This is a genomic window from Citrobacter sp. Cf087 (assembly GCF_030334285.1).
GTDB lineage: Bacteria > Pseudomonadota > Gammaproteobacteria > Enterobacterales > Enterobacteriaceae > Citrobacter > Citrobacter freundii.
In genome coordinates this window covers 365,932-382,000 of the sequence record NZ_JAOWED010000032.1, presented here as the reverse complement: position 1 = coordinate 382,000, position 16,069 = coordinate 365,932, and the positions used below count along the sequence as shown (strand labels likewise).

The following is a 16,069-nucleotide window of genomic DNA, read 5'->3' as shown; positions in this document are numbered from 1 at the left end:
TCCTTACCGGGCAGATAACAAGTGTGGGAAATGCGCCTCAATCACCGCGTAAATCTGCTTACCAATGGTTTCTCCGTCCATAATATTTTCGATGGGTATAAGGTATTGACCATGGCGCGGATCCAGACTGACGACATCAATCAGTTTTTTTGAAATGGCATAGATATCAGCCCATTCAGTAAATCCACCTACTTCGCCTGCTGCTGTATGTTCCATCGCAAATTCGAACTGGAAATCATATTTAGCCAACGCTTTTTTGACGACCGTCTGTAACATTACGCTACTCCCGACACCATAGCCGCAAACAAACAGAAGGTTAATTTTGTCTTTCATGACGATATCCTTTTTATGCAAAGTTAGTTAGCCCGCGTAAGGGCCCAGATTGAATACAGTGGCGATCAGTTTTAGTAATTCGCAAATGGCAGGCCATAATGTCGCCCAGTCAAATATTCCGGTCCAGCCAACCCCTTCTGCTGCCAGACCTGTTAAGGGAATTGCCCATACTGTGCCGAAGGTTTGAATTATCCCCAGCAGGAATGTACAAATGATAACGGAGTGATAACCTCCCATCCGGTTGGCTAAAACACCAATAGGACCGCCAGAGAAGAAAAGGGGCACAAAACCAGGTAATACCATAATAGGGCTTTTGGTAATCAGCAGGATGCCCATCGAAAATATGGTGCCGAAGGTGCAGAAGATGAATCCAAGCGTGGCTGCATTTGGTGAAAAAGGTAATAAAGCGGCAACATCTACTGCCGGAATTGCATCGGGAATTAAACGATCTTGCCAGCCTTTAAAGGAGGCATTTATTTCCCCAACCATCATTCTCACACCCTGCAGGAGAATGACCATATACATGGAAAACTGCAGTCCGAGGTTGATAATATAGATATACCAGGGTTTACCTTTTGCCATCAATTGAACATTTTCAATACCGGTCGACAGCAGAAATCCGCCGACGAACAGCGTCATCACAATGGCAATAGCGGTTACATTATGGTTAAAAATAGCCAGCCAGCCGGGCAGCTTCATGTTTTCTGCATCCTGTTTTTCGGCATCGCCAAACAGGTGGGCAAATTTTGAAAAAAACCAGATCCCGAGCATCTGATTATGGGCGATAGTAAAACCGGCATTATTGGTGATTTTCGCAACGGGTTTAGCGATTAACGTTGTGGCAAAGGCCCAGAAAATCCCCGTTAAAACACCAGCAATGATGATTGACTGTACCCAACCAAAACCTAACCAGAATACGATCAACCAGAGTACGGCCTGCGAGTGGGAAACTCCGGTGTTACCGGTTAAGAAGATCCCTTTTACACGTGTATAGCGGCCAAATAATACCAGCAAAAGGTTTGTGAAAAAGGCCAACACGAAAACGTAGCCCACATAACCAAAGTTATCCCCGAGAGCAATTTGGGTGGCGGCTTTCATGGCATACGAATCCATTAAATAACCATGAATACCGTAAGATTTACTGACTGCATCAGCGACAGGCTTAAAGGTGGCTGAAAATTGGAAGCCGCCAAATAACACCATCATCAACCCAACCATCGCGCTGACCATACCAGTAATAATTTTAATTAGCGGTTTTTTATCAAGGGCATACCCCAAACCGACTAACAATCCTATTAGAATGGCGGGTTCTGTTAGAAAAGATTGTATTACATCGATAAATTCAGAAAACATAGTTCAGTCAACCTCCATGATATTCGCTTCCAGATCAAAGTTGGTGATACTCATTCAGTAACGGACGACTATTTGTTTCTGTGACATATTTTTATGAATCTAAAATCACTCTAATAATCAAAATTGCTCATTAAAAGATTGTTTGTGATTTTTTGTGATTTAATTTGCAAAAATACCATGATCATAACCATCATTTATTTAATTGTTTTAAATATATTTAATTTGTATTTATGTTTTATTTTTAAATAAAACTTGCGTAGTCATGTATTTTATTTATATTTCATGATTGAATATTTATGCTTTAATTATTTGTGGTATTTATTTTTATTGAATTAATAGTGTGGTTTTATATTGGTTGTTTCATTTTGTGCACTTATCCACATAAAAAAACCAACATGAGATGTAGGTTTGTTTTTGCGAAAGTCATTACATTCTGTTTTTTTTATAAAAAGGAATAGAAAATGAGAGCAACGTATACAGTGAAAATAAATCCTTACAATCAAAACAAACTTTGTGCATTAATTTCATTGGAAAATATAGAAGCGGTAAGGTTTGATTATACTGTTCATGGTAAAACATCAAATACAGACTTCTATTACAGTACTGACGAATATACTTCTCACACACAGGTCATCGTTGTTGGCTTGTATGCTGACTATTTGAATACTGTCGAGATCAATACTTACACGGCGGACAATGAAACCACCACCTTCACGGTAACAATTTCAACAGAGGGTCAGGACTACGGTGATGTGCCTCTGGCGCTGACAATCAATATTGACGACAGCGAGATGGCGGAAAGCACCTTGGGACAGGGCTGGTTTGTCACCAGTGCCTGGAATGGTTATGACATTAATGGCGATCTGCGCATTACCGGTCTCTTCCCCTGGATGTACGGTAACCTGAAGATTATAGACAATGCGTTGTGGTCAGCGTTGGCCAGTGAAACGTATGATCCTGATAAGCATGCATTTGCCCCCACTTTGTATCGTTTTAACCTGGCGGGTAACGTCTCGCAAACCTATACCGCACCTACTGGCTATGGTTTTCATCACGACATCACTACGGATGAGAAAGGTAATCTTTGGTTGTTGGGTTCGTTGCTGGATAACTGGAATGATGAGCAAAAGCTGGAGTGTGTAATTTATAAATATGACATCGCCAGTGGGGGGTTACTCTGGCAGCGCGATTACTCTCAGGAGTTTTTGGGAGCCACGGTACTGGATAATACTGATGCCAACGATGTACATTTTAATAGCCTCGAATATGTAAAAGAAACCAATCAGTTAATCGTCAACTCACGTTCAAGCTGCACTATTATTGGCCTGAACATTGACTCAGGCGATCCTGAGTGGATTATTGATAATCCGGATTTTCCGGTGTTGAATAGCACACTCAATTTGAGTGTGGTCAATATCGACGATTTTAACTATCCCAACGGAGAGCATGCGGTTTTTATTACTCAAAACAGCAAGTATCAAGCCTGGCGGGGTGAAAATAAGTTTGTCCTTTCTCTCTTTAACAATAATTCCTGTGCGGATGAGAGTGGGAATGAGTTGGTTCGCATTATTGAATCTGATCCCGTCTCTTATACTTCAGCCGCGCTTGATTCCCTACCTACCATTCTTGCTGTCGATTTAACCGCTGCAACGGTAGAACAATTGGATCAGTTTAGTTTTCCAGGGCAACGTAGTGAGCTTACATCGTCGGTCTTTGATGTAGGTAATGACTATTACAATGTCTATTTTGGCGCAGAACAATCCTTCTTCGTCTTTGATACAAATAACAATATTGGCCTCTCTATTTACAATATTGATACGGGATTAGGTTATCGCGGCCGCATCTTTTCGTATGAGGAATTACGCTCACTGATCTAACGATTTCATCTTTTACTACATTATTCTGCACCTTTCAGGTGGATGTACCAAAAAAGGTTGTCCACCTTACATCTATGGGGTTGCCATTTCACTTTGCATGTTTCAGCACAGCCGACGGCGCATAGCCAAATTTGTGTTTAAAAGCTTTGCTGAAATGAAACGAGTCAAAAAAGTTAAGCATATCTGCCACCTGTCCGACCGTATTTCCCTCCTGTTTTAGCAGTGACAGCGCCAGTTCCAGCCGGGCATCGAGATAGTATTCTTTTGGCGTTTTTCCGGTATAACGTAAAAACAGACGGCGTAGCCAGGCTTCGCTACAGGGAATGGTGGCTGCCATATCCGCTACGCTCCAGCGTTTTTGCAGGCTGGCATGCAGAGTGGCAATCAGTTTTTCAATTTGCATCCGTTGTGGGTCTTTTTTACCTTCAGCGTAAATAAGACAAATCCATTGATAAATTATTTTTGTGAGAAAGGCGACGGCCAGATTATTTATCATTGAGTCTGAGGAAGTAATTAATTGTGAAACTTCAGCCAGCTCCTGATTATAAATATCACCATTATAAATAATGCTTTGTTGGCGTAGCGGAATATCCATTACGCTGGTTGGCGTGAACTCCATCCAGTATTGTTCCCATACCAACCCTTCGCAATGATAAGACTGTATATCGGTTGGTTTTAAAAAGATTATACAGTTTCCGGTGAGAGTAATCTGTTCGCCACCTTTTAGCAGGATTTTTCCACAACCCTGGACGGTATAGACAGCAACCCATGAATTAGCTATCAGTGGCTTTTTCTTATCGCGCGGCCAAATAACCCGGTAATGTTCGTCGGCATAGGTATGCCACAGCGAGATCAATGAAATTCCGCTTGAGATCACATTTTCGTTAATCAACAGGGGAATATTGTACGTAGTTTCGTTTTTTACATGCGAACTTTGCATCTTTCCATTCATTTTAATTTCCCGCCGGAGAATTATGCCCACAACCTGAACTTAACAGAAAAAATCCGTTCAGGGATATGACGTTTTTATTTTAAGAAATCTGACTGCCTGACCCGGTGCGCAATACCTCCTGTTACACCCTACAGCTACCGGGACATAATGAAAAAAAAGGGCTATGAGATGAATACGCTACAAATTTTAAGCTTTGTGGGCTTTACGCTGCTGGTGGCGGTAATCACCTGGTGGAAGTTACGCAAAGCGGATACCGGTTCGCAGCAGGGATATTTTCTGGCGGGACGTTCGTTAAAAGCGCCGGTGATTGCCGCATCGCTGATGCTAACCAATCTCTCCACGGAACAACTGGTAGGACTTACCGGCCAGGCTTACCGCAGCGGAATGTCGGTAATGGCCTGGGAAGTGATTTCAGCGATCCCACTTATTTTTCTGGCGCTGATTTTTTTACCGCGTTATCTGCAACGCGGCATCGCTACCATCCCGGATTTTATTGAAGAGCGCTATGACAAAACCACCCGCATCATCATCGACTGCTGTTTTTTGATCGCCACAGGGATTTGTTTCCTGCCGATCATTTTGTACTCCGGCGCACTCGCCTTTAACAGTATGTTTCATGTCACTGAAACTTTTGGTATTTCCCAGCATACGGCAATTTGGCTGATGGCGGTGGTTCTGGGGATAAGTGGCATTTTGTACGCCGTGGTCGGCGGAATGCGGGCGATTGCCATTGCGGATGTCATCAACGGTATTGGTTTGGTGATTGGCGGTCTGATGGTACCGCTGTTCGGTTTAATGGCAATGGGTAAAGGCAGTCTGAGCGAAGGCATTACGCGTTTAACCCAGGATCACAGCCAGATGCTGAACTCGATTGGCGGAAGTCACGACCCGGTACCTATCGGCGCGGCGCTGACCGGGCTTATTCTGGTGAATACTTTCTACTGGTGTACCAATCAGGGGATTGTTCAACGTACTTTGGCGTCAAAAAGTCTGTCGGAAGGACAAAAAGGAGCATTATTAACGGCAGTGCTGAAGATGCTGGATCCGTTGATTCTGGTATTGCCGGGCGTTATCGCCTTTCACCTTTTCCAGGATCTGCCAAAAGCAGATATGGCTTACCCAGCGCTGGTAAACAAAGTGATGCCGTTGCCGCTGATCGGTTTTTTCAGCGCGGTGCTGTTCGGTGCGATCATCAGCGCATTTTGCGGTTTCCTCAACAGCGCTTCGACGCTGTTCAGTCTCGGCATTTATCGTCGGTTGATTAACGAGCAGGCCAGTCCCGACAAGTTGGTCAGCATTGGCCGCCGCTTTGGGTTTATCGTCGCGGTGATCTCTGTGCTGGTCGCGCCGTGGATTGCTTATGCGCCGCAGGGGCTTTACAGCTGGATGAAGCAGCTCAACGGGATCTACAACGTTCCGCTGGTAACCATCGTGATCATGGGATTTTTCTTTCCGCGCATCCCCGCGCTGGCTGCGAAGGTGGCGATGGGGCTGGGTATCGTCAGCTATATCACCATCAACTATTTGGTGAAATTCGACTTTCACTTCCTCTACGTACTGGCCTGCACTTTCTGCATCAATGTGGCGGTCATGCTGGTTATCGGTGCCATCAAGCCGCGTGCCACGCCGTTTAAATTCCATGACGCCTTCGCGGTAGACATGAAACCGTGGAAAAACGTGAAAATCGCCTCTGTTGGCGTCCTGTTTGCGATGATTGGCGTTTATTCCGGTCTGGCGCAGTTTGGTGGCTACAACTCTCGCTGGCTGACGATCCTCAGCTACGCCATTACGGTGGCAGTCGCAATTTATTTGATTTACAGCAGTTGGCAGACGCGGCGTAACGCGACTGCACAATGTGTCCATGACGCTAAGGATGAAGCATGACCCGGCCCAATTTTCTGTTCATTATGACCGATACCCAGGCGACCAATATGGTCGGCTGCTACAGCGGTAAACCGCTGAACACCAATAATATTGATAGTCTTGCAGCGGAAGGTATTCGCTTTAACTCGGCCTATACCTGTTCACCGGTGTGTACGCCGGCCCGCGCGGGGCTGTTTACCGGGATTTATGCCAACCAGTCCGGGCCGTGGACCAATAATGTCGCGCCGGGGAAAAATATCTCCACCATGGGGCGCTATTTTAAAGATGCGGGCTATCACACGTGCTACATCGGCAAGTGGCATCTCGACGGACATGACTACTTTGGGACCGGCGAATGTCCGCCCGAGTGGGATGTTGATTACTGGTATGATGGAGCCAATTACCTCGCGGAACTGACTGACGCAGAGATCGGTTTGTGGCGTAACGGGCTCAATAGCGTGGAGGATCTGTTAGCCAACAATATCGATGAAACCTTTACCTGGGCGCACCGCATCAGTAACCGGGCGGTCGATTTCCTCCATCAGCCTGCGCGTGCCGAGGAACCGTTCCTGATGGTTGTTTCCTATGATGAGCCGCACCATCCGTTTACCTGTCCGGTCGAGTATTTGCAGAAATATCAGGATTTTTATTACGATCTCGGTGCGAAAGCCCACGATGCTTTGCATGATAAGCCCGAGCACCATCGTCTATGGTCGCAAGCCATGCCATCCCCGGTTGGCGATGACGGGCGCTATCACCATCCGCTCTATTTTGCCTGCAACGACTTTGTTGATGATCAGATAGGTAGGGTGATCAATGCCTTAACGCCGCAACAGCGAGAGAATACCTGGGTCATTTATACCTCCGATCATGGTGAGATGATGGGGGCGCATAAGCTCATCAGTAAAGGGGCCGCGATGTATGACGATATCACACGAATTCCACTGATTATGCGCCCGCCGCAGGGAGAGTCTATGCAGGTAGACACGCCGGTCAGCCATATCGATCTGCTGCCGACGATGATGGCGCTGGCGGGTATTGAGAAGCCGCAAATCCTGCCGGGTGAAAACATTCTTGCCGTTGAAAAGCCGCGCGGTGTGATGGTGGAGTTCAACCGTTATGAGATTGAACATGACAGTTTTGGCGGATTTATTCCGGTACGCTGCTGGGTGACGGACGACTGGAAACTGGTATTAAATCTGTTTACCAGCGATGAGCTTTACGACAGGCGTAACGATCCTGATGAGCTACACAATCTGATTGATTCGCCACAATTGGCCGACGTTCGTTGCCAGATGCACGACGCGCTGCTGGACTACATGGATAAAATCCGCGATCCGTTCCGCACTTATCAATGGAGTTTGCGTCCGTGGCGACCTGATGCCGCACCGCGCTGGATGGGCGCTTTTCGCCCGCGCCCTGAAGACGGCTATTCTCCGGTAGTACGCGATTACGACACCGGTTTACCGACCCGGGGCGTAAAAGTGGAAGAGAAAAAGCAGAAGTTCTGACTACAATGCCAGTTGGCGCAAATATCCTTATTTGCACTTACTTGTAGGCCGGATAAGGCGCGAGCCACCATCCGGCAATGACAACCAGAGGAGTTTGGATGAAGATTTCCCGCCTTGGTGAAGCGCCGGATTACCGCTTCTCGTTGGCAAATGAACGTACTTTTCTGGCGTGGATCCGCACCTCGCTGGGGTTTCTGGCGGCGGGTGTGGGTCTTGACCAACTGGCCCCGGATTTTGCCACGCCGGTAATTCGTGAACTGCTGGCGCTGTTGTTGTGCCTGTTTGCCGGTGGCCTGGCGATTTATGGTTACCTGCGCTGGCTGCGCAATGAAAAGGCAATGCGTCTGAAAGAGGACTTGCCGTACACCCATAGCCTGTTAATCATCAGCCTGATTTTGATGATCGTCGCGGTGATTGTCATGGGACTGGTACTGTATGCCGGATAGCCGTAAATCGCGACGGATCGCCGATCCAGGGTTACAACCGGAACGTACCTCGCTGGCCTGGTTTCGCACGTTGTTGGGCTATGGCGCGTTAATGGCGCTGGCGCTAAAGCACAACTGGCATCAGACGGGGTTCCTGTTTTGGGTTTCAATTGTAGTGCTGGCGCTGGTGGCAATCGTTCTCTGGCGTTATACCCGTAGCCGCAACCTGATGGATGTCAGTCATAGCGATTTTTCTGAATCTCATGCGGTGCGTGACAAATTTATGATCTCCCTCGCGGTGTTATCCCTCGCAATACTGTTTGCTGTAGCGCATGTCCGCCAACTTATGGCATTTATCGGGAATTTAGCATGACAGGATGTCAGGTCATGGCCAAGCCGGCCAGCTCTCGTTGTAACCTCGATTGTCGCTACTGTTTTTACATTGAGAAACCCACTCAACCCACAATGGATGACGCTACCTTAGAGACGTTTATTCGCCAGCATATCGCCGCGCAGCCGGGGTCCGAAGTGATGTTCGCTTGGCAGGGCGGTGAGCCGACTCTTTGTGGGATCGACTTTTTTCGCCGCGTGGTGGCGTTGCAAAAACAGTACGGGGAAGGGAAGCAAATCCATAACGCTTTCCAGACCAACGGAATTTTGCTCAATGACGAATGGTGTCAGTTTTTACGCGATAACGGCTGGCTGGTTGGGATTTCCCTGGATGGCCCGGCCGAGTTGCATGATGCTTATCGCGTTAACCGCAGCGGAAAACCGACGCACCATAAGGTGGTGGAGGCCATTGCCAGACTTCGTGAGTATCAGGTGGAGTTCAATCTGTTGGTAGTGATTAACCGCCTGAACAGCCAGCAGCCCGGACAAATGTATCGTTACCTTCGCCAGTGCGGCACGCCGTTTTTGCAGTTCATTCCGCTGGTTGAATATGATGAAAAAGGCGAGCTTACCGCCGACTCGGTCCCGCCGCAGGCATGGGGAACCTTTCTGAATTCCGTCTTTGATATCTGGGTCAGAGAAGATATTGGCCGTGTATTCGTCCAGTTATTCGATTCAACCCTCGGGGTATGGTGCGGGCATCCGGCGCAGATGTGTTCGCTAAGCTCTACCTGTGGGCATGCTTTTGCCCTGGAAGCGAATGGCGATTTGTATCAGTGCGATCACTATGTTTACCCTGATTATCGCTTGGGTAATATTCATCACACATCGCTGGGTGAGCTCAATGCCAGCCCTCGGGCAGGGGAATTTGGTCAGTCCAAGAGAACCACGCTGAGCGCGGAATGTCAGGCGTGTTCACTGCTGCGTTTTTGCCACGGCGACTGTCCTAAGCACCGTGGCAGAAATGGAAAGAGTGCGATTTGCGGTGGATACAGCGCTTTTTTCAATCATACCGCGCCGCATATGCGAGTTATGCGCGATCTCATTAAGCAGCATCGCTCACCGATGGAGCTGATGGCGATGCTGCGCTGAGATTAGCGCCCTTTCGCCAGGTATTGCGCCATCTCGGTTTCCGGCACCATGCCGCCGCCGGTCGCCCACACCAGATGGGTGGCGTTATTGAGCTGATCCGCGTTGAAGCCATGCATCTGCTGGTAATCCGTGGAGGCACAAACGTGCTGAGGGCCAGCCATGCCTGCCAGCGCCGACGGCTCAAGACGAATGCCTTCTTCCTGCGCCAGCCAGCCCAGCATATCGTACATTGTCTGATCGTCCAGGGTGTACAGACCGTCGAGCAGACGTTCCATCGCCCGGCCAACAAAGCCCGATGCGCGACCCACCGCCAGCCCATCCGCCGCCGTCAGGTTGTCGATACCGATGTCCTGTACGGAAATGGTATCGTGCAGCCCGGTGTAAATCCCCAGCAGCATGCACGGTGAATGAGTCGGTTCAGCGAAGAAGCAGTGCACGTTATCGCCGAATGCCAGCTTCAGGCCAAATGCCACGCCGCCAGGGCCGCCACCGACGCCGCAAGGCAGGTAAACAAACAGTGGATGGTCTGAATCCACCGTGCGTCCCTGCTGCGCAAACTGCGCTTTCAGACGCTGACCGGCGACCGCATAGCCTAAAAATAGCGTGCGGGAATTTTCATCATCGATAAAGAAGCAGTTCGGATCGGACTGCGCCGCCTTACGACCTTGTTCAACCGCCACGCCGTAATCTTCTTCGTACTCCACCACCGTCACGCCGTGGCTGCGTAGCTTGGCTTTTTTCCACGCGCGGGCGTCGGCAGACATATGCACCGTGACGTTAAAGCCGATGCGGGCACTCATGATACCAATCGACATCCCCAGGTTGCCGGTGGAGCCAACCGCGATGCTGTACTGGCTGAAAAACTGTTTGAACTCCGGCGAAAGCAGAACGCGGTAATCGTCTTTGGTGGTCAGCAGACCGGCTTCCAACGCCAGTTTTTCCGCATGGGTCAGTACTTCATAAATGCCGCCACGCGCTTTAATCGAACCTGAAATCGGCAAATGGCTGTCTTTCTTCAGCAGGAGTTCGCCGTTAATGTGCTGCCCGAACTCTTTTTCCAACCGTTTTTGCATGGCAGGGATTGCGGCCAGCTCAGATTCGATAATGCCCCCAGTGGCGGCAGTTTCCGGGAAGGCCTGCGCCAGATACGGTGCGAAGCGCGTCAGACGCGCGTGGGCGTCCTCAACGTCGTGTGCTGTCAGGCCAACATACGGTAAACCTTCCGCAAGAGAGGTGGTGCCAGGGTTAAACCAGGTTGTCTCTTTCAGAGCCACCAGATCTTCCACTAAAGGATGCTGGGCGATAAGTGTTTGAATGTTTTCCATAGTCAGTCTCTTCGCGCTTAGATAATAAAGGAAAGCAGGAATGTGCAAGCCAGTGCAATAACGGACGCGATAAATGTCGCGGTCGTATAGTATTTGAACGTTTCATTCAGGGTGGCGCCGCAATACTGCTTCACCAGCCAGAACAGGGAATCGGTGACGATCGTGCAGCCAATAGCGCCGGAACCGATGGCAATGGCGATGATCTCCGGGCTAACGTTGGGATACAGCGGTAGCATCGGGGCAACGATTGCCGTTGCGCCCATCATCGCCACCGTGGCAGAGCCTACCGCCGCATGCAGAATCAGAGCGACCAGCCATGCCAGTAGAATCGGGTGCATATGCATGTTTGAGAGGATCAGCGCCAGAGTATCCGCCAGCCCGCTGCTCTTGAGAATAGCGTTGAATGCGCCGCCTGCGCCTATAATCAGCAAAATGTTAGCAATCGAGCCAAAACCGTTTTCGGTGTGGGTCAGCAGCGCACCCATACCGATGTGCTGACGCAGACCGAGAATGTAATAGGCTACGAAAACGGCGATAAACATCGCGGTGATCGGGTTACCAATAAACTCCAGCAGCGTATACACCGTGCTGCCTTTCGCCATGTTCAGCTCAGCGACGGTTTTGACCAGCATCAGGCCAATCGGCAGCAGTACGGTAAACAGCGTCGCGCCCAGCGATGGCAGCGTGCTTTCATCACGCACTTTCAGGTCGGAAAACTCAGCCGGTACCGGTTTAAATGGCAGACGGTTACCGAGGAATTTCAGGTACAGCGGCCCACCGACAAGCGAAGCCATTAAACCCACCAGTAAGCCGTAGACAATCACGGTGCCAATGTCTGCGCCCAGCTTATTAGCCACGAACAGGGCGGCCGGATGCGGAGGTACGACGCAGTGTACCGCCATCAGCGCCGTACACAGCGGAATCGCCAGCTTCAGTAATGAGGTATTGGTTTTTTTAGCAATCGAAAAGGCCAGTGGAATCAACAGCACCACGCCGACCTCAACGAACAGCGTGATCCCGCAAATCAGCCCGACCAGCACCATAATGACATCCGCTGAAAGCCAGCGGCAGCGCTGCAGCGTCAGACCGATGCGTTCGGCCGCGCCGGACACTTCCATCATTTTGCCCAGAATGGTCCCAAGGCCGATAACCGCCGCGAGGAAGCCCAGCGTACCGCCGATGCCGCTCTCAATGGCATTGACCATATCCAGCGGCCCCATCCCCATCATCGTACCCACGAAGAAACTGGCTAACAGCAGCGCCAGAAACGGGTGGAATTTGAACTTCACGATGGTCAAAACGATTAACACGATGCTTATCAGCAGCGTGCTCACAACCCAGATTTGAGAGTGCATAGCTCACCTTGCCCTGTGATTAATATAAGGTTATTGGACAAAAATAAGGCACCGTCTGACAAACGATATAAATCTCCTTTCACATGAGCCAGATTGCATCAAGTGAGTGATTTACGTCTAATTACGCTATGTTTATGCGATATGGTTCACCTTGATTCATCTTTATGCTGATTTTTGCAGCGAAGTTTTTTACACTCCGGCGAATGAATCAGGAGGACAGGAGGTGAGTTTGGATCCCCTACGCGAGGTCAGAAACCGGCTGCTCAATGGCTGGCAGTTGTCAAAGCTGTATACTTTTGAAGTGGCGGCCCGGCATCAGTCGTTTGCGCTGGCGGCAGATGAGCTGTCGTTAAGCCCCAGCGCCGTCAGCCATCGCATTAATCAACTGGAAGATGAGCTGGGCATTCAGCTGTTTGTCCGTTCGCACCGTAAAGTGGAACTCACCCACGAGGGTAAGCGGGTGTTCTGGGCGCTGAAATCGTCGCTGGATACGCTGAATCAGGAAATCCTCGATATTAAAAATCAGGAGTTGTCCGGGACGCTCACCGTTTACTCTCGACCTTCTATCGCCCAGTGCTGGCTGGTTCCGGCGCTCGGTGACTTTACCCGTCGCTACCCGTCAATTTCACTGACCATCCTGACCGGAAACGACAACGTCAATCTGCAGCGTGCCGGGGTCGATCTGGCTATCTATTTTGATGATGCGCCCTCCGCGCAGCTTACGCACCACTTCCTGATGGATGAAGAGATCCTACCGGTATGCAGCCCGGACTACGCTCGCCGCCATGACCTTACCGGTTCGTTAGTGAATTTGCCGCACTGCACCTTGCTGCACGACAGACAGGCATGGAGTAACGACTCAGGAACCGATGAATGGCACAGCTGGGCGCAGCATTTTACGGCGAATTTGCCGACATCATCGGGGATTGGTTTCGATCGTTCTGATTTAGCGGTAATTGCCGCCATGAACCATATCGGCGTGGCGATGGGCCGAAAGCGTCTGGTGCAAAAACGTCTCGACAGTGGAGAACTGGTCGCGCCTTTTGGCGATATGGCGCTGAAATGCCATCAGCATTACTACATCACCACGCTGCCCGGCAGGCAGTGGCCGAAAATCGAGGCGTTTATTAGCTGGCTTCAGGAGCAGGTAAAATAAGCGGACCGCGAATATTTTTTACGCTTTCTCTCTACACGGAAAGTGAAAAAGCGTGCTAAATACGTGATATCACTCCTGATGATTTGCGTAAGGACGACCGTGTTAAAGCCGATTGTTTCCCTTTTACTGTTGGCCAGCGCCACCGTGTGTGCCGCGCAACCTGCGCTGACGGCGGCGCAGTATGCACAGCAGCTTGGCGTTGGGATGGACGTAGATTGGGCGCGCACCGATCGGGGTATCCGTGAATTCGATCCGCTGGTAGTGCGGGACTACAAGGCGAAAGGGTTGGCCCACGTACGCATTCGCGTAGCGGGCGAGCCTACGGAGGCGCGGCTGATTCATCTGCGCAAGCTGGTGGAAGCCTGCGAGCAGTATGGCGTGATCCCGATCATTGCCTATCAGGCAGACGAATATAAAAAAGACCCCAGCGCCGGGAACGAAAAAGAGGTGGTTAACTGGTGGGTGGCGGTGGCGCATTACTTTGGTCAACGCTCGCCGTTGCTGGGTTTTGACCTGATCTACGACCCCTCTGATAAGCTCAACCATAATCAGGCGTCGCTCAATCGCGTGTATGACAAAACCATTCGAACCATCCATGCCATCGATCCACAGCGAATGATTTTTATCGCGCCGAAACTGCATGCCGCTCCGGAAGATTTGGCCAACCTAAAGCTGCCGCCGCAAAGTCAGAATACGGTGCTGGCCCAATGGCATATTTTTCCGTGGGGACCGCTGAAAAATAACGGCAAATATCCGTGGACCTCAGGGACTGCGGCAGAAAAGGCCGCCATTCGCGCCCGTATCAATACTGCCATTCATTGGCAACAGAAAACCGGGCATGTCAGTTGGGTAGGGGGCTGGTCGCTGGGAGAAACCGTCAAAAACGCGCCTTCTGCCTCGCAAATGGCGTTTGCCCGCTTTATGGCGTGCGAGCTGAAAAAAGCGAAAATTCCCTATGCTATCAATGCGGATACGCAGTTCTATGATGGTGAGGAGGGGGCCTGGCGTCCGGCGCTGGAACCGTTACTGACGACGATTATCGCGCCAGAATGCGAAAAGCCCGGCGATAAGCCGGGCCATCATACGCTTAAACCGCCTGTCCCTGATGCGACACGCGTGACGCCAGCGGAAGCCAGCAAACAAAAATCAACAGCCCCATAAGGGTCATCAGCAGGCCCAGACTGGCTTGCCCGGTCTGCGGCAGCATGGCAGAGAACCACGCCAGCACGCCGGAACCAATGTTCTGTAATCCCCCAACCAGCGCGCCGGCCGTGCCTGCCAGGAACGGGAAAGGCTCCATTGCACCGCTGGTTGCCAGCGGAAACAACATTCCGGCGCCGAAGAAAAACAGTGCGGCAGGAACCAGCAGCGTCCAGACGTTCATCACGTCAAACAGCCCTGGGATCCACATCATTAAACCCGCTACCAGACAGCAGGTCACCGACTGCCACATTAGCGTCGAGAAACGTTTATTCGGGCGACCGGCGAACCATGCGCCGAAAAACGCCGCCGGGATGGGCAGGATAAACAGGATACTGACCACCATGCTGCTTAGACCGAGACGTGCGCCCAATAATACTCCGGAGCAGGCCTCAAAGACCGCAACACCCGCCAGACCACCGATCAACATCAGCACGTAACAGGTGAAAGCGCTATTACCAAACAGGGTTTTGTAGCTGGCGATCAGCCGTGGACGCGGCGCACCTGCAGGGCGCGTTTCCGGCATCCAGCGTGCCATGCTAAACGTCACGCCCGCACACAGAATCAACAGAAAAATATAGCAGGCGCGCCAGTTCCACACTGTATCCAGCACACCGCCAATCAGCGGAGCTAACAGCGGACTGACCAGAATCCCCATGTTTAACAGACTATTGGCGTGGCGCAGTTGCGTGCCTTCGTACAGATCGCGCGGTAACGTTCGCGCCATCACTCCGCCGACGCCCGTTCCCATCCCCTGGATGGCACTGGCGATAATCAGTACCGTCAGGCTATGCGTGGTAATCGCGACCAGCGTGGCCAGCATAAAAATAGACATCCCGGCGAGGATAACCGGGCGGCGGCCAACGCGGTCTGAAAGGGGACCGTAAACCAGTTGTGATAGACCATAGGTCAACAGATAGGCGGCCATTACGCTTTGCACCGCCCCTTCGCGAACGTTCAGTTCACGCGCCATATCAGCAATCGCGGGGATATAAATGGTTTGCGCCATCTGACCTACCGCCACCAGTAATACCAACATCAACAACAAATTGACGCTTCTATGCCTTTTCATTTCGCTGATTACTTTTAAAAAAGAGAAAAAAGAAGAATAAGGTGCTGCACTTTCCCGTAAATGCGCGTGGAATCTACCACAACAGAAAAAGAAGGCCAGATAGTGGGCTGGAATGTTTATGTGATGGACGGCAGGAAATGTAAACAAAAAGCGGCAACAAATGTT

General features: G+C 50.4%; 14 protein-coding genes. 8 read left to right on the top strand and 6 right to left on the bottom strand.

Annotated elements, in window-relative coordinates:
* Positions 1-3 precede the first annotated feature (3 nt).
* Positions 4-333, bottom strand: coding sequence for a PTS sugar transporter subunit IIB (locus tag OGV57_RS23395; RefSeq protein WP_003844441.1), 330 nt, complete (start codon positions 331-333; stop codon positions 4-6).
* A 27-nt stretch (positions 334-360) separates the two neighbouring features.
* Complete coding sequence (locus OGV57_RS23390; RefSeq protein WP_054528910.1) at positions 361-1,686, bottom strand: PTS sugar transporter subunit IIC; 1,326 nt, start codon at positions 1,684-1,686, stop codon at positions 361-363.
* 461 nt (positions 1,687-2,147) lie between these two features.
* Between OGV57_RS23390 and OGV57_RS23385 the strand changes: the two genes are divergently transcribed.
* Positions 2,148-3,563 carry an aryl-sulfate sulfotransferase gene (locus OGV57_RS23385; protein ID WP_054528909.1) on the top strand — a complete coding sequence of 472 codons (1,416 nt, stop codon included), beginning with the start codon at positions 2,148-2,150 and terminating at the stop codon, positions 3,561-3,563.
* 88 nt (positions 3,564-3,651) lie between these two features.
* Here the strand turns inward: OGV57_RS23385 and OGV57_RS23380 are convergent, their stop codons facing one another.
* On the bottom strand, positions 3,652-4,515 hold the full coding sequence (locus OGV57_RS23380) for an AraC family transcriptional regulator (protein WP_032937126.1): 864 nt from the start codon (positions 4,513-4,515) through the stop codon (positions 3,652-3,654).
* A gap of 168 nt (positions 4,516-4,683) precedes the next feature.
* On the opposite strand from OGV57_RS23380, the gene OGV57_RS23375 reads away from it, so the two are divergent.
* From OGV57_RS23375 to OGV57_RS23355, 5 genes are all read left to right on the top strand, one after another.
* Positions 4,684-6,399: a solute:sodium symporter family transporter gene (locus tag OGV57_RS23375; RefSeq protein WP_032937290.1), complete on the top strand. Its 1,716-nt coding sequence runs from the start codon at positions 4,684-4,686 to the stop codon at positions 6,397-6,399.
* A complete protein-coding gene (locus OGV57_RS23370; RefSeq protein WP_003844451.1) occupies positions 6,396-7,889 on the top strand; it encodes a sulfatase-like hydrolase/transferase in 1,494 nt (497 codons plus the stop codon). The genes OGV57_RS23375 and OGV57_RS23370 overlap by 4 nt, the downstream gene beginning before the upstream one ends.
* Before the next feature lie 98 nt (positions 7,890-7,987).
* Positions 7,988-8,335 carry a YidH family protein gene (locus tag OGV57_RS23365; protein WP_003840625.1) on the top strand — a complete coding sequence of 116 codons (348 nt, stop codon included), beginning with the start codon at positions 7,988-7,990 and terminating at the stop codon, positions 8,333-8,335.
* Complete coding sequence (locus tag OGV57_RS23360) at positions 8,325-8,687, top strand: DUF202 domain-containing protein (RefSeq protein ID WP_003840628.1); 363 nt, start codon at positions 8,325-8,327, stop codon at positions 8,685-8,687. Before OGV57_RS23365 ends, OGV57_RS23360 begins: the two co-directional genes overlap by 11 nt.
* A complete protein-coding gene (locus OGV57_RS23355; RefSeq protein ID WP_157844753.1) occupies positions 8,684-9,796 on the top strand; it encodes an anaerobic sulfatase maturase in 1,113 nt (370 codons plus the stop codon). Before OGV57_RS23360 ends, OGV57_RS23355 begins: the two co-directional genes overlap by 4 nt.
* 2 nt (positions 9,797-9,798) lie before the next feature.
* Here OGV57_RS23355 and dsdA read toward each other — a convergent pair whose 3' ends face one another.
* Positions 9,799-11,121: a D-serine ammonia-lyase gene (gene dsdA, locus OGV57_RS23350; protein WP_048217036.1), complete on the bottom strand. Its 1,323-nt coding sequence runs from the start codon at positions 11,119-11,121 to the stop codon at positions 9,799-9,801.
* A 17-nt stretch (positions 11,122-11,138) separates the two neighbouring features.
* Positions 11,139-12,476 (bottom strand): D-serine transporter DsdX, encoded by a 1,338-nt coding sequence (gene dsdX / locus OGV57_RS23345; RefSeq protein ID WP_003023897.1) that lies wholly within the window; start codon positions 12,474-12,476, stop codon positions 11,139-11,141.
* Positions 12,477-12,705: 229 nt separating this feature from the next.
* Here dsdX and dsdC point away from each other — a divergent pair, with 229 nt between their 5' ends.
* Both dsdC and OGV57_RS23335 read left to right on the top strand, forming a co-directional pair.
* Positions 12,706-13,632: a DNA-binding transcriptional regulator DsdC gene (gene dsdC, locus OGV57_RS23340; RefSeq protein WP_003840637.1), complete on the top strand. Its 927-nt coding sequence runs from the start codon at positions 12,706-12,708 to the stop codon at positions 13,630-13,632.
* 78 nt (positions 13,633-13,710) lie between these two features.
* Positions 13,711-14,793 (top strand): cellulase family glycosylhydrolase, encoded by a 1,083-nt coding sequence (locus OGV57_RS23335; protein WP_054528931.1) that lies wholly within the window; start codon positions 13,711-13,713, stop codon positions 14,791-14,793.
* Here OGV57_RS23335 and emrD read toward each other — a convergent pair.
* Entirely contained in the window at positions 14,720-15,904 is a 1,185-nt protein-coding gene (gene emrD, locus OGV57_RS23330) for a multidrug efflux MFS transporter EmrD (protein ID WP_003023905.1), read from the bottom strand. The genes OGV57_RS23335 and emrD overlap by 74 nt on opposite strands.
* Positions 15,905-16,069 lie beyond the last annotated feature (165 nt).